At 71.6% G+C, this 12,969-nt stretch carries 16 protein-coding genes; 13 read left to right on the forward strand and 3 right to left on the reverse strand.

Annotated features, from left to right (window positions below; translation table 11 throughout):
* Positions 1-97 precede the first annotated feature (97 nt).
* Positions 98-514, reverse strand: a complete 417-nt coding sequence (locus ON30_RS35525) for a hypothetical protein (RefSeq protein ID WP_040714867.1) — start codon at positions 512-514, stop codon at positions 98-100.
* Between the two features lie 113 nt (positions 515-627).
* On the opposite strand from ON30_RS35525, the gene ON30_RS35530 reads away from it, so the two are divergent.
* The 4 genes from ON30_RS35530 to ON30_RS42485 all read left to right on the forward strand — a co-directional run bounded on the left by ON30_RS35530 (position 628) and on the right by ON30_RS42485 (position 4,862).
* Positions 628-1,260 (forward strand): TetR/AcrR family transcriptional regulator, encoded by a 633-nt coding sequence (locus tag ON30_RS35530; RefSeq protein WP_040714869.1) that lies wholly within the window; start codon positions 628-630, stop codon positions 1,258-1,260.
* Positions 1,261-1,384: 124 nt separating this feature from the next.
* Complete coding sequence (locus ON30_RS35535; protein WP_306307406.1) at positions 1,385-1,789, forward strand: fluoride efflux transporter FluC; 405 nt, start codon at positions 1,385-1,387, stop codon at positions 1,787-1,789.
* Positions 1,786-2,148 carry a fluoride efflux transporter CrcB gene (crcB, locus tag ON30_RS35540; protein WP_040714871.1) on the forward strand — a complete coding sequence of 121 codons (363 nt, stop codon included), beginning with the start codon at positions 1,786-1,788 and terminating at the stop codon, positions 2,146-2,148. The genes ON30_RS35535 and crcB overlap by 4 nt, the downstream gene beginning before the upstream one ends.
* Positions 2,149-4,163: 2,015 nt before the next feature.
* Positions 4,164-4,862: a helix-turn-helix domain-containing protein gene (locus ON30_RS42485; RefSeq protein WP_040714875.1), complete on the forward strand. Its 699-nt coding sequence runs from the start codon at positions 4,164-4,166 to the stop codon at positions 4,860-4,862.
* Positions 4,863-4,892: 30 nt separating this feature from the next.
* On the opposite strand, the gene ON30_RS35555 is transcribed toward ON30_RS42485, so the two are convergent.
* On the reverse strand, positions 4,893-5,321 hold the full coding sequence (locus ON30_RS35555; RefSeq protein ID WP_040714878.1) for an ATP-binding protein: 429 nt from the start codon (positions 5,319-5,321) through the stop codon (positions 4,893-4,895).
* 155 nt (positions 5,322-5,476) lie between these two features.
* Here ON30_RS35555 and ON30_RS35560 point away from each other — a divergent pair, with 155 nt between their 5' ends.
* The 6 genes from ON30_RS35560 (at position 5,477) to ON30_RS35585 (ending at position 10,761) form a co-directional block, all read left to right on the forward strand.
* On the forward strand, positions 5,477-5,881 hold the full coding sequence (locus ON30_RS35560) for an STAS domain-containing protein (RefSeq protein ID WP_245554352.1): 405 nt from the start codon (positions 5,477-5,479) through the stop codon (positions 5,879-5,881).
* A 486-nt stretch (positions 5,882-6,367) separates the two neighbouring features.
* Positions 6,368-6,856, forward strand: a complete 489-nt coding sequence (locus tag ON30_RS35565; protein WP_040714880.1) for a hypothetical protein — start codon at positions 6,368-6,370, stop codon at positions 6,854-6,856.
* A gap of 48 nt (positions 6,857-6,904) precedes the next feature.
* Positions 6,905-7,420: a 2Fe-2S iron-sulfur cluster-binding protein gene (locus ON30_RS35570; RefSeq protein ID WP_040714882.1), complete on the forward strand. Its 516-nt coding sequence runs from the start codon at positions 6,905-6,907 to the stop codon at positions 7,418-7,420.
* Positions 7,417-8,415 carry an FAD binding domain-containing protein gene (locus tag ON30_RS35575; RefSeq protein WP_040714884.1) on the forward strand — a complete coding sequence of 333 codons (999 nt, stop codon included), beginning with the start codon at positions 7,417-7,419 and terminating at the stop codon, positions 8,413-8,415. The genes ON30_RS35570 and ON30_RS35575 overlap by 4 nt, the downstream gene beginning before the upstream one ends.
* Positions 8,412-10,520, forward strand: a complete 2,109-nt coding sequence (locus tag ON30_RS35580; RefSeq protein ID WP_040714886.1) for a xanthine dehydrogenase family protein molybdopterin-binding subunit — start codon at positions 8,412-8,414, stop codon at positions 10,518-10,520. The genes ON30_RS35575 and ON30_RS35580 overlap by 4 nt, the downstream gene beginning before the upstream one ends.
* Positions 10,521-10,572: 52 nt before the next feature.
* Positions 10,573-10,761: a DUF3072 domain-containing protein gene (locus ON30_RS35585; RefSeq protein WP_040714971.1), complete on the forward strand. Its 189-nt coding sequence runs from the start codon at positions 10,573-10,575 to the stop codon at positions 10,759-10,761.
* Between the two features lie 65 nt (positions 10,762-10,826).
* On the opposite strand, the gene ON30_RS39975 is transcribed toward ON30_RS35585, so the two are convergent.
* Positions 10,827-10,991 (reverse strand): hypothetical protein, encoded by a 165-nt coding sequence (locus tag ON30_RS39975; RefSeq protein WP_157184087.1) that lies wholly within the window; start codon positions 10,989-10,991, stop codon positions 10,827-10,829.
* 26 nt (positions 10,992-11,017) lie between these two features.
* Between ON30_RS39975 and ON30_RS35590 the strand changes: the two genes are divergently transcribed.
* The 3 genes from ON30_RS35590 (at position 11,018) to ON30_RS35600 (ending at position 12,955) form a co-directional block, all read left to right on the forward strand.
* Positions 11,018-11,227, forward strand: a complete 210-nt coding sequence (locus ON30_RS35590; RefSeq protein ID WP_040714889.1) for a hypothetical protein — start codon at positions 11,018-11,020, stop codon at positions 11,225-11,227.
* Positions 11,228-11,333: 106 nt separating this feature from the next.
* Positions 11,334-11,684, forward strand: a complete 351-nt coding sequence (locus ON30_RS35595) for a PASTA domain-containing protein (protein WP_040714891.1) — start codon at positions 11,334-11,336, stop codon at positions 11,682-11,684.
* Positions 11,685-11,728: 44 nt separating this feature from the next.
* Positions 11,729-12,955, forward strand: coding sequence for a lipase family protein (locus ON30_RS35600; RefSeq protein WP_051030465.1), 1,227 nt, complete (start codon positions 11,729-11,731; stop codon positions 12,953-12,955).
* Positions 12,956-12,969: the final 14 nt, after the last annotated feature.

Raw genomic sequence — 12,969 nt, forward strand, 5'->3', positions numbered from 1 at the left:
CGCGGGCCGATTCGGCGGTGTTCCGTGAACTCGTGCGACGCGCGGACTGCGCGGGCTTTTCGGCGGTGTGTCGTGAACTCGCGCGACCGCGCGGAGATCACGACCTGGCGAATCGGGCGCGCAACTGTTCGCGGGTCTGGGTGAACAGAAGTCGCGAGCCGGACGGGACGACTGCCCGAGGGGCGCTCACGGCGTCGTCGCCCATCCGGGTGCGCAATTGCGCGAGTTCGGTGAACAGGCCGCTGGCCTCCTCGGCGACGTCCCAGGCCAGTTTGGCCTGCGGGGAGCGGGTCGCGATCGCGAACAGATCCATCGTCAGTCGGGCGGTGCGGCGCTCGAGGCGCTGGAGTTCGTCCGCCAGCGGCGCGGCGGGCGGGGCAAGGCCGTCGGTCGCCCGCGAGCGGCCCGCGACCAGGCGCGACGTCATCCGCTCGATCTCCAGCCTGGCCCGCCGTAACAATCCCTCGTCGCGGGCGGCGGCGAGACCGGAGACGGGGCGGGGATCAAGCTGCACGGCGCCGGTCCATTCGTTCTAGTCGATCGAGCGTCGCCCGGAGCGGGGTGTCCGGGACACCCATCTGAGGACGAACGTCGTCCAATTTAGGGGTGACCTACTATGGCAGTCAAATGGTCAGGTCCGAAGTCGAGCGTTCCTACGGCGGGGTCACCGCGGCACAGCGGCGGGCCGAGCGGCGCACCCGCCTGCTCACCGCCGGTCGGAACCTGTGGGGCGGCACCGGGGTAGCCGCCGTCACCGTGCGCGGCGTCTGCAAATCCGCCGGCCTCACCGACCGCTACTTCTACGAACACTTCACCGGCATCGAGGACCTGCTGGTCGCCGTCGCCGACGAGGTGCGCGACCAACTGCTCGGCACCCTCGTCCGCACCGGGCTCAGCAGCCCCGGCGGCCCCGAACAACGCCTCAACGCCGCCCTGCGCGCCATGCTCGACCTCGTCGACACCGACCCGCACCTGCACCGCGTCGCCGCCGCCGACCTGAGCTCCGCCCCCGTCCTCGCCGAACGCCGCCGCGTGCTCATGACCGCCATGGCCGCCGTCGTCGTGCAATACGCCCCCGAAGAACTCGGGATCGAACCCGACGCCGAATGGCTCACCCAGGCCGCCATCTTCGTCACCGGCGGCGTCAGCCAACTCGTCGAAGCCTGGCTCGACGGCACCCTCGAAGCGAGCACCGCCGAACTCGCCGAACGCACCACGACCCTGCTGCTGCGCGTGCTCGCGCCGGTGGGCTCGGAATAGGAGCGGCGTGCCCGACGAATCGACGTCCGGTGAGCCGATATCGCCCGGCGAATCGGTGCCGGGCGCGGTGAGGCTCCCTGTCGATCCGGATATCGCGGTCGAAGCGCCGGAACAACGTCGTGAACTGTCCGCCACGCACGGTGCGGTCCTCGCCGTCATCGCGGTCGGCGGCGCGCTGGGTGCGCTCGCGCGCTTCGGGATGCTCGAATGGTGGCCGACCCCGGCGGGCGGCTTCCCCTGGACGGTCTTCGTCATCAACGTCACCGGTAGTTTCCTGCTCGGCGCGCTCATGGTGGTGATCACCGAACACCGCACCGCGCATCCGCTGGTGCGCCCCTTCCTGGGCGTCGGCGTCCTCGGCGGGTTCACCACCTTCTCCACCTACGCCGAAGGAATCCGCGACCTGCTCGAACCCGCCGCGCTCACCGGCCTGCTCTACCTCGCGGCCACCCTCGTCGCGGCGGTGAGCGCGGCAGCCCTCGGCCTGCGCGCGGCCCGCGCCCTCGGCCCGCGCGAGGCGACACGGTGAACGCGCTGCTGGTCATCCTCGGCGCGGCCCTGGGCGCACCGGCCCGCTACCTGCTCGACCGCGCCGTCCAGACCCGCCACCGCGGCCGATTCCCCCTCGGCACCTTCCTCGTCAACATCTCCGGATGCCTGATCCTCGGTGCGCTCACCGGCGCGGGTCTGCCCGCCGCCTGGATGGTCGCCGCGGGCACCGGCTTCTGCGGCGCGTTCACCACCTACAGCACCTTCAGCTACGAAACCGTACGCCTCACCGAACAGCGCGCCTTCGGTGTCGCGATCGCCTACGCGGCGGGCAGCGTCGCGGTCGGGCTCGCCGCCGCCGTCCTCGGCTATACCCTCACCCACCACCTGTTCGGCTGAGTTCGCCCCGCGCACACCAGGGCACGGTCGGTTCGCGAGCCATCGTGATCCCGGGACTTGTGTCGCGGGCAGCGTGGCGAGCCTGTCGAACGGCGGGGCTGCTGCGGGTTCGACCGGCACCGTCCGAGTACGCGGCTGCCGTCGGGGCGGTGCTACCGGAGCCGTTTGTCCGTTTGTGGAATCCGTGTCGCCCTCGCCGGCCGAGTATCCGTCAGGGCGTGATGCGTTGGCCTACTCGGGGGTGATGTCCGAGGTGCCGCCACCGCCGGTTGTACCTGGTGCCTGGGGGTCGAACGAACGGCCGGGGCCGCTGGGAGAGTGGGCTGTACCCGGAGTGCCCGTGTGGCCGCTGGACTCCCCTGCACCTGATGTGCCGGTGCCGCTCGGGGTTTCGGTGCTGCGCGGGGCTTCGGTATCGCCCGGGGTATCGGTGGTCCTCGACGTGCCGGCATCGCCGGTCGATCCGGGGGTATTCGACGCGCCGCCGGCGGGTTCGGGGGTGCCCGTGGGGGTCGAGGGGGCGGTGTCCGGGGTATCAGTGCTGTCGGAGGATTCGGCGGGGTGTGGCTTGTCGGTATCGCCGGTGGAGTCCGAGGTGGTCGGTGTGCCGTCGGTGCCGGGGGATTCGGTGCCGCTGGAGGTGCCGGCACCGCCCGGGGTACCTGCGCGGTTCGTGGATTCGGGGGTGTCGGCTGCGCCTGCGCCGTTCGAAGATTCCGCCGTGCCCGGTCCGGAGGCGCCGGGGTCCGGGATGCCCGGTGCGGTCGTGCTGCCGCCCGGGGTAGTGCCGGTCGGTGAGCCGGGGGTGTCGGAAGTCCCTGCGCCTGTCGGGGGCTGGGCGTCGTCGGGCGTATTGGTCGGTGAATCGGAAGCGCCAGGGGCGGTCGGGTTGCCCGTGGACGCACCGGAGCCTGGGCGGGGGTCGCCCGAGGGCGACGTTTCGTTCGAGGGCGACGTTTGGTTCGAAGAAGTCGTGTCTTCGGTGGGTTTCGGGCTGCCGTCCGCCGGGGTGTCCTCGCTCGCGCCCGGAGACGGTCGGGGGGCGGAGTCTTCCGTTTCGTGAGCGGGGATGTTGCCGGGGGCCTGGTGGAATCGGTGCGGATCACCCGGGTCGGTGTCGGCGGGGGCCGGGTGGATGTCGGCGGGGGCCGGGTGGATGTCGGCGGGGGCCGGGTGGATGTCGGCGGGGGCCGGGTGGATGTCGGCGGGGGCCGGGTGGATGTCGACCGGTCCCGAGGGGGTGGTGCGCGGATCGTTCTGTTCCGCACTCGAATCCGGGTAGGGTGCGGGTGCGACGAGGACGCCGGGGAGCTCTGGGAAAGCCGGTGCCGCGAGGTCCGGGATCGCCGATGCGCCCGCGGCGGGACCGAGTACGGCCGCCGCCGCCACGGCGGCGATCATGACCGATCGGATGCTGTTTGCCACTGTCCAACCTCTCGTGTGCGTTCGGTGGAGCGGTACAGCCGGCAACGCTAGGGGGATGCGCCTGCTACCGGTCGGTTCTCCGGTGGGGTCGGCATGTTCCGGCGTCACCAGGTGACCGGCAGGGCGAGGAACAGCATCGAGATGTCCATCGACACCGGCAGGACCGGCGCCGGCACCGCCACACCCGGCCACGCACGCCGTGCGCCCTGAGGCCGTCGAGTCGCGACGGGATTCGGTCGGGCCGCACACGGTGGGCGGCGCGGTCCGCAGGCCGAGGCGCGCCGCCCGGTGTCCGACGCGGGTGTGGATGCCGTTGCCCGACGCCGAGGTGGCCGACGGTGTAGGCGGACCAGAACCGAGGCGATCGGGTCGTCGGAAACCTCGTCGGTGGGTGCGATGTGTGCCGAACGGTAGAGATCTTCAGCCCTACCTCAACGGAATTCTGTCCGAAATATCGTGCCATGCTGGTGAATCCGGTAGCCGCGTTGCAATGAGCTTGTCGCCGAACGCAACAGGGTGGCGGGTGGTTGCAATGGGTTGGCGCTGAACGCATACTGGCAGAGCGCGCCTGATCGAAGGAGAACAGACGGATGCCAGGAGGCAGACTGACCTTCCAGGAGCGTGAACGCATCGCGGCGGGCTTGGCCGAGGGCCTCGGCTACACCGAGATCGGACGGCAGCTCGACCGGCCGACCTCGACCATCAGCCGCGAAGTCACCCGCAACGGCGGCCCCGGTCGCTATCGGGCCGACCGCGCCCACCGGGCGACGGCCCTGCGCGCCCGGCGCGGCAGTTCCCCAGCGGGGCCGCACCAGTCGGCGACCTTCGTCGTGGACAACCCCGAGATCCGCGAATTCGCCGCCCGATTCACCGACCTGCTTATCAACGACGGGATGCCGCGCATGCAGGCCCGCATCCTGACGTGTCTGCACCTCACCGATTCCGGCGGGCTGACGGTGGCCGAGTTGGTGCGGTGGCTCGAGGTCAGCCCGGCCTCGATCTCCACGGCCGTCGCCGCGCTGGAGAAACGCGACATCATCCGCCGGGTCCGCGACAAGCGCCGCGACCGCTACTGCGTCGACGAGGGCACCTGGCACCGCGCGACGCTGAACCTGGCGCGCGCCACCGAGGACCGGGTCCGGGTGGCCCGGCGCGGCTCGCGGGTTCTCGGCGCGAGCACCCCGGCGGGTGTGCGCTTGGAGGAGATGAGCAGCTATCTCGAATTCATCGCCGACGAGATGGTCGCCGCCATCGATCGCTGGCACCGGCGCGCCCCGCGCGAGCGTTGAGTCCGGCGCCCGCGGTCCACCGGTGCGCGCTCAGCCGTGGTTGTCGGCGAGGTCGGTGCGGGCGGCCGGGGCGACGGGAACGGCGAAGCGGACGGTCGTGCCGTCGTCGAGGACGAGGAGATCGGTGTCGGGGACCAGGGCGCGCATGAGCGCGAGTCCGCGTCCGCGCCGCGAGTCGGGCTGCGGGTCGTGCGGCGCCCACCGGCCGTGGTCGGTGACGGTGACGCGCACGGTGTCGGCGTCGAGGACCGCGTCGAGGCGGATCGGGCCGCCGTCGCCGCGGTGCCCGTGTTCGATGGAGTTGGTGCACGCCTCGCACACCGCCAGCAACAGGTCGTAGGCGCGGTCGGGGTCGGGCAGGGCCGCGCTCAGCCACTGCCGCAGGCGCGCGCGCACGACGGGCAGTTGATCGGGTGCGGCCGGGAACTCGACTCTCAGCGGCGTCGTCGCGTCACCCATGCTGTCCCTTCCGCCGCCGATACCCGAACCCATCCGGCCGTCCGGTCTCCGGCGCGGCGGACGACGAGGATAGGGGTCACTACGGTATCCGATCGATTCCGCGGCGGCCCTCCCGCCGGGCTCCGCGCGGGTCGGCCGGTAGCGTGGTGTGGATCGTGCAGGCGGCCGCACCGTGGCCGTCGACCGCCACCAGGACGAGGGACGAAGCCGAACCCATGCCGCACCAGCCGCCCGACTTCGACGTGCGCCGGACGGCGACGGATTCCGCGAGCGTCGTCACCGCCGTCGGTGAGGTCGACCTGTTCTCCGCGCCGCGTCTGCGCGCGGCCCTGGACGACGCGCTCGCCGCGCGACCGTCGCTGCTGGTGCTCGACCTGTCCGGCGTGGAGTTCTTCGACTCCAGCGGACTCGAGGTGCTGCTCCAGGTCCGCGGCGAACTCGGTGACGTGTCGCTGCGCCTGGTGGCCTCGCCCGCGGTGCGCAGGCCCTTGCGGGTGACGGGCCTGAACCGGGTCTTCGCCGTCCACGACGATCTGAGCGCGGCGCTGGCCGATTCCTGAGGTGGTGCGCGATTGAGCGCGCGCGGCCGGGGTAGCTGAGCGAGGACCGAAGGAGGTGTGCCGTGGCCGGTGAACAGAAGTCCGACGAGGAGACCGCGAGCGAGCCGAAGGGCGGGCGACCGGGCCGACCGATCAGGGCCGCGACGGCGGAATGGCGACCCGGGAGATCGCCCCGGAGCTGACGACGCCCGACGAGGACGAGTCCGACTGATCCCGAACTGCACGAACCCGTCCCCACCGCTACACGCGATGGGGACGGGTTCGTGGTGAAGGGTCAACCGCCGTACCCCGACGATACGACGGCGAGTTCCCTCACCGAGCAGCCATCAACACAGTGGCGCACCCGAGGAGCGGTATACCCCGCCTACGCGACTCGACACCGTTCGAGCGCGACTTTCTTCTCTCACCCCGGCCGCTCGACGGGTCGGTTTGGTCCGTACGCGGAGTGGAACACCGCCCCTACCGGTGGCGAGAGGAGCAGGGCAGATGGCGCGGTGGCACGGGGGCGGCGCGAGTCGGTGGCGGTGGATGGCCGGCCGGATCGCGATGGCGGCGGCGGCGATCGGGGTGCTGGTCGCGGCCGGGTGCGCGGATTCGCCCGAACAGCAGTCGGCGCGCGAGGACCGCGCGGCGGGCATCGGCTTGTTCGAGTTGCACATGCCGGAACGGGTGTGGGAGCGGACCAATTTCCGGATGGGCGGGTCCGAGGTCGACGAGCCGCAGAGCCTCACGCCCGAACCGGAGGGCATGTCGCGCATCGAGTTGACCGGCGCGCAGATGGTCGACTACCTGGGCGCGCTGGACCACAACGCGCACGGTGGCTTCGGCGCGCGCGATCCGGAACTGGCCACGACCGTCTACGACATCGTCGCGGGCGCGATCGACCGCCTCCAGGTGCCCCCACCGCCCGGTCAGCCGACCCCGCGCATCGACGTGCCCGCCTCGGTCGCGGACTCGATCGCCCCGACGGAGTGAGAGCCGGGCGGCTTGGTTCGTTCCTTGGACGGCGGGTAGGCGCGAACCATGCACGCTTCCGATGCCCGCAGCGAGATCGCCCTCGAGGTCGATGGTGAGCGGCGGTCGCTGACCGTCGACCATCGCACCACCCTGCTCGACGCGCTGCGCGAGAACCTCGGGGTGACCTCGCCGAAGAAGGGCTGTGACCACGGCCAGTGCGGGTCGTGCACGGTGTTGCTCGACGGTCGACGGGTCACCACCTGCCTGAGTTTCGCGGTGGCGAACGACGGCGCGCGGATCATCACGGCCGCCGGTCTGGCGCGGGACGGTCTGCACCCGGTGCAACAGGCGTTTCTCGATCAGGACGGCTTCCAGTGCGGATACTGCACGCCGGGGCAGGTGTGCTCGGCGGTCGGGATGCTCGAGGAGGTCGCGACCGGTCAGCCCAGTCACGTCACGACCGATCTGGAGTCCGATCCCGCGCTCACCGACGACGAGATCAGGGAGCGGATGAGCGGCAACCTGTGCCGGTGCGCCGCCTACCCGAACATCCTGGCCGCGATCCGGCAGGCCGCCTCGTGATCCCGTTCGAGTACCGGCGGCCCGCGAGCGCGGCCGAGGCCGTCGACCTGGTGTCGGCGCGGCCGGGTGCGGCCTTCCTGGCGGGCGGCACCAACCTGGTGGATCACATGAAGCTCGGCGTGCGCGGACCGGACCTGCTGGTCGACGTGCGCGGGCTGCCGCTGGACGGCGTCGAGGAGACCGCGGACGGCGGTCTGCGGATCGGCGCGACGGTGCGCAACAGCGATCTGGCCGCGCATCCGCTGGTCCGGCGTCGGTATCCGGTCCTGTCGCGCGCGTTGCTCGCGGGCGCTTCCGGTCAGTTGCGCAATCTCGCCACGACGGCGGGAAACCTGTTGCAGCGCACCCGGTGCCCGTATTTCCAGGATGTGAGCACGCCGTGCAACAAGCGCGAGCCCGGCAGCGGCTGTTCGGCGGTCGACGGGTATGTCCGCTACCACGCCATCCTCGGGTCCTCGCCGCTGTGCGTGGCGGTGCATCCCTCCGATATGGCGGTCGCGTTGACGATGCTCGACGCGACGGTCGTGGTCCGGGACGTCGAGGGGGAGCGGCGCATCCCGCTGACCGGTTTCCACCGTTTACCCGGCGACCACCCCGAGGCCGACACGGTGCTGACCCACGGCCAGTTGATCACTGCGGTCGAACTACCGCCGCGCCCGGAGGCGGCGCGCCAGGACTACCGCAAGGTGCGCGACCGCGCCTCCTACGCCTTCGCCCTGGTCTCGGTCGCCGCCGAAGTGGTGCTCGCCGAGAACGATTCGGTGATCGAGTCCGCGCGGATCGCGCTCGGCGGGGTCGCCCACAAGCCGTGGCGGGCCCGACAGGCCGAGACGCGATTGCGTGGCGCGCCCGCGACCGAGGAGCAGTTCCGGGCCGCCTCCCGCGCCGAACTGGCGGACGCCCGCCCGCTGCGCGGCAACGAATTCAAGGTCACCCTCGCCGAACGCACCCTGGTCGCCACGCTGCGTTCGCTCACCGGACAGGCGGTCCGATGACCACGACACCGACCAGCGCCGTCGGCACGCCGCTGACCCGCCTCGACGGACCCGCCAAAGTCACCGGCACCGCGCCGTACGCGTTCGAGCACGCCGTGGACGAACCGATGTACCTGCACCCGGTCCAGTCGGCGGTCGCCCTGGGGCGGGTGGTCGCGATGGACGTGGCCGCCGCCGAACGGGAACCGGGGGTCACGGCGGTGCTCACCGTCTTCGACGCCCCGCGCCTGGCCGACGCCACCGACGGCGAACTGGGCATCCTCCAGGACGATCGGGTGCACTTCCGCGGTCAGTTGATCGGCGCGGTGCTCGCCGACACCCCCGAAACCGCCCGTCAGGCCGCGAGTCTGGTGCGTGTCACCTATCACGAGGACCTCCACGACACCCATCTGCGCGTCGACCATCCGCGCCTGTACGCGCCGGAGACGGTCAACGCGTCGTTCGCGACCGACACCGACCAGGGCGACGTGCGGACGGCGTTGCGCGAGGCGGCTGTCACCGTCGACCAGACCTACACCACGCCCTTGGAACACAACAATCCGATGGAACCGCACGCGTGCGTCGTGCGCTGGTCGGAGGACGCCGACGGCCCTCGGGTGACCCTCTACGACAGCACCCAGGGCGTGCACACCGTCCGCACCACGCTGGCTCCGCTGTTCGGGCTGGAACCGGAGCGGATCCGGGTGATCGCCCCGCACGTCGGCGGCGGCTTCGGCAGCAAGGGCGCGCCGCACGCGCACAACGTGCTGGCCTTGCTGGCCGCCCGGCGCGTCCCCGGACGCTGGGTCAAACTCGCCCTCACGCGTCAGCAGATGTTCGCCCTGGTCGGCTACCGCACCTCGACCATCCAGCGCGTCCGACTCGGCGCGGACCGCGACGGCCGGTTGACCGCGCTGTGGCACGAGGTGGTCGAACAGACCGCGACGGTCAAGGAGTACTCCGAACAGACCGCGGTCCCGTCGCGGATCATGTACGCGACCCCGAACCGACGCACCTCCCACCGGTTGGCCGCCTTGGACGTGCCCGTGCCGTTCTGGATGCGCGCGCCGGGGGAGTGCCTCGGCATGTTCGCGGGGGAGACGGCGATGGACGAACTCGCCGTGGCCTGCGGGATCGACCCGATCGAGGTGCGCGTGCGCAACGAGCCCGCGACCGACCCGGAGACCGGGAATCCGTGGTCGGGTCGGCGTCTGGTGGACTGCCTGCGGACGGGCGCCGAGCGTTTCGGCTGGGCCGGACGCGATCCCACGCCAGGCGCGCGAGTGTCCGGCGCGTGGTCGATCGGCACCGGCGTCGCGTCCGCCACCTATCCCGCGATGCGGATGACCGGCAACAGTGCGCGCGTCGAATTCGACGCGGACGGAAGGTATTCGGTGCGGATCGCGGCCGCCGACATCGGGACCGGCACCTGGACGGCGCTGACCCAGATCGCCGCCGACGCCCTCGGCTGCCCCGTCGAGGCCGTGGACCTGCGGATCGGCGACACCGATCTGCCGGCCGCGACCGTCGCGGGCGGGTCCTCCGGGATCAGTTCCTGGGGCACCGCGATCGTCACCGCCGCCGACGGGTTCCGGGAGAAGTACGGCGACACACCGTCACCCGGCGACCACCACACGGGGGAGACCCCCGACAACGAGGCCGCCGAACGGTACGCCCTGCACTCCTTCGGCGCGCATTTCGCGGAGGTGCGCGTGGACCGCGACACCGGGGAGCTCCGCGTCCCCCGGATGCTCGGGGTCTTCTCGATCGGCCGGGCCATCAATCCCGCGACACTGCGCTCCCAGCTCATCGGCGGGATGACGATGGGCCTGTCGATGGCCCTGCACGAGGAGAGTGTGCGCGACAACCGATTCGGTCACGTCGTCACCCAGGACTTCGCCTCCTACCACATCAGCGCGCACGCCGACGTCGGTGCGATCGAGGCGGTGTGGCTCGACGAATCCGACGAGCACGCCAACCCGATGGGCGCGCGGGGCGCGGGCGAGATCGGCATCGTCGGCGCGGCGGCGGCGATCGCCAACGCCGTGTACCACGCCACCGGGGTCCGGGTCAGGGACCTGCCCGTCACCTGCGAGGATCTGCTGCCCGCCGCCGACCTTGGTTGACCCGCTCCGTGGCGGGTAGGCAACCCTGCGTAGCCGAGTGTGAGGAGTGGAGATGGTGCGGTCGAATCCCGAGAAGGATCGCGAGGAGTGGACCACCGGCGACGAGCCGTCGACCGGACCGCAGGACTCGTATCTGCACACGCTCGCCAACGAGGCGGGCGAAGCGGTGCCGGACGGGCTGACCAAAGCCGAGGCGTCCGCATTGATCGATGAACTCCAACGACGCACCGGGCGCGGCTGAGTCGAACGCCGAACGGCCGTCGGTTTCCCGCAGGCATCGCGCGGGAAACCGACGGCCGTTCCGACTCAGTTCGGGGTGTCGCCCTCGTAGTCCATCTCCGCTGCCTGGTCTTCGGTGGTGGGACCGGTGGGCGTCTCCGAGTCCGGGAGACGCTCGACGTCCTTGTCGGTGTCGACGGTCTCCGTGCGGTCAATGGTCGGGTCGTCGGGGGATTCGCTGGGTCGGTTCATGGGGTGAGCATTCCCCCTGGACGCGGATGAAACCACAGGTCGCGCGGTCCGGCGGGGCCCGCTTCGTCGGCCCCACCGACCTGGCGGCCACGATCAGCGCTCTGCGTCCGGTCGAGAGTCGGTTCTTCGAGTTGGTGGAACGGCTCGCGGAGGTCGAAGAGGACGCCGAGGACGAGCGGTTCGAGACCGACGTCCCGCGCGATCCGGCGTTCATCGATCCCGCCGTGCCGGCGTGAGTGTCGAAACCCGCCTGAGCCGGCGACCCGCTCGCGATCCGCTCGGATCGACCTGTGTCGGTCCCGCCCGAACGGGAACACCGGGCGTGTGACGAGAGGAGATAACATGCGCACCAGCGCTTTCGCCATCATCGCGGTGTCCTCGCTGGGATTGCTGTCCGGATGCGCCTCCGGTTCGGCTTCCCATCCCGCGGCGGCCTCGGAGGTCTCGACCAGCAAGTCCGACAACGCCTCCCATGTGATTCCCGACGTCCTCGGCGACCGCCCCGCCGTCGCCCGCGAACGCGTCGAGGCCGCGGGCTTCCGGGTGGATGTCATCGGCGGCACGGGGCGCGGTCCCGGCGGCGGGCAGTGCGTCGTCGGCGAGCAGATCCCCGACGGCGGTCAGCAGGCGCCCGCCGATTCGCTGGTCACGCTGCGCACCCACGAAGTGGGGCCGACGACGCTCGCGTGCTGAGCGGCGGCGGATAGGGTTGGCAGGGGGGTCGGCTAGGAGGCGGCATGCGGTCGGCGGTGCGACGGTTCGGCGGAGCGGTCCGGTGTCCGCGCGTGCTCGCGGCCGTCGCCGCGGTGCTCGCCCTGCTCGTGGCGACGGGGTGTGCGGAGTCCGGGCGGGAGTCCGCCGTCCCGCGCGGCGAAGTCGTCTCGGTGGAGCCGCTGAAGTCGCTGTCGCAACCCGAGACCGCGGCCTACCTGGGCCGGTGGTCGATCGAGACGCCGGTGCGCAACGGTGTCGAGGCGTACCGGGTCGTCTACCGGACCGTGGACCCGCACGGTGACCCGATCACCGCCAGCGGACTGGTGGCGCTGCCCACGACCGAGCAGCACCGGTTGCGCGTGGTCAGCTACGCGCACGGCACCATCGTGCGTCGCGACGAAGCCCCGTCCGCCGACAGCGAGACCGACCGCGTCCGCACCCTCATGTTCGCCGCGGCAGGTCACGCCGCGGTCGCCCCCGACTACCTCGGCCTCGGCTCGGGCCCGGGCCGCCACCCGTACCTGCACGCGGGCGCCGAGGCGAGCGCGTCGCTGGATCTGCTGCGCGCGGCACGCGCCGTCGCCGCGGACAAGGGCCGCGAACTCGCCCCCGAGGTATTGGTCACCGGGTACTCCCAGGGCGGTCACGCCGCCGCCGCGCTGGCCCGGGCACTGCACGATCGCCCCGGCGATTTCACCCTCGGCGCGTTGTCGGCGATCAGCGGGCCGTACGCGCCGCGCGCAGTGCAGAATCCCGCGTCGTTCGACGGCCGGGTCACCCCGCGCAACGCGGTGGTCTTCCTGACCTACTGGATCACCGCGATGAACACGATCTTCCACCTCTACGACGATCCGGCCGAGGCGTTCCGCGAACCATACGCCGCCCGCGTCGGCGACCTGTTCGACGGCGACCACGACCTGCTGTCGATCAGCGGCTCGCTGCCTGCCGCCCCGGCGGATCTGCTCACCCCCGAATTCCGGGCCTGGGCCGACGACCCGACCGGTGCGGCGCTGCGCGCCCTCGACGCGAGCGAGGGCGTCTGCGACTGGACCGCCGATGTTCCCGTGCGACTGTCGGTGTCGAGCGCCGACCGCAGCGTGCCGCCGGAGAACGCCGACCACTGCCTGCGCACGCTGCGCGGCGACCGGGTCGAACGCGTCGATCTCGGCCCCATCGACCACGGGGCCACCGCGCGGGTGGGACTGGCCCTGACCCTGGAGTGGTTCGATCAGCTCACCGCCGCGCACTGAACCGGATTCGTCGT

The sequence above is a fragment of the Nocardia takedensis NBRC 100417 genome (assembly GCF_000308695.1).
GTDB lineage: Bacteria > Actinomycetota > Actinomycetes > Mycobacteriales > Mycobacteriaceae > Nocardia > Nocardia takedensis.

Excerpts from the sequence above, each read along its gene's own strand:
- ON30_RS35595 (WP_040714891.1), top strand. The coding sequence starts at position 11,334 with ATGCGCACCAGCGCTTTCGCCATCATCGCGGTGTCCTCGCTGGGATTG.
- ON30_RS35590 (WP_040714889.1), top strand. The coding sequence starts at position 11,018 with ATGAAACCACAGGTCGCGCGGTCCGGCGGGGCCCGCTTCGTCGGCCCC.
- ON30_RS39975 (WP_157184087.1), bottom strand. The coding sequence starts at position 10,991 with ATGAACCGACCCAGCGAATCCCCCGACGACCCGACCATTGACCGCACG.
- ON30_RS42485 (WP_040714875.1), top strand. The coding sequence starts at position 4,164 with ATGCCAGGAGGCAGACTGACCTTCCAGGAGCGTGAACGCATCGCGGCG.
- ON30_RS35530 (WP_040714869.1), top strand. The coding sequence starts at position 628 with ATGGTCAGGTCCGAAGTCGAGCGTTCCTACGGCGGGGTCACCGCGGCA.
- ON30_RS35600 (WP_051030465.1), top strand. The coding sequence starts at position 11,729 with ATGCGGTCGGCGGTGCGACGGTTCGGCGGAGCGGTCCGGTGTCCGCGC.
- ON30_RS35585 (WP_040714971.1), top strand. The coding sequence starts at position 10,573 with ATGGTGCGGTCGAATCCCGAGAAGGATCGCGAGGAGTGGACCACCGGC.
- ON30_RS35555 (WP_040714878.1), bottom strand. The coding sequence starts at position 5,321 with ATGGGTGACGCGACGACGCCGCTGAGAGTCGAGTTCCCGGCCGCACCC.
- ON30_RS35580 (WP_040714886.1), top strand. The coding sequence starts at position 8,412 with ATGACCACGACACCGACCAGCGCCGTCGGCACGCCGCTGACCCGCCTC.
- ON30_RS35570 (WP_040714882.1), top strand. The coding sequence starts at position 6,905 with ATGCACGCTTCCGATGCCCGCAGCGAGATCGCCCTCGAGGTCGATGGT.
- ON30_RS35565 (WP_040714880.1), top strand. The coding sequence starts at position 6,368 with ATGGCGCGGTGGCACGGGGGCGGCGCGAGTCGGTGGCGGTGGATGGCC.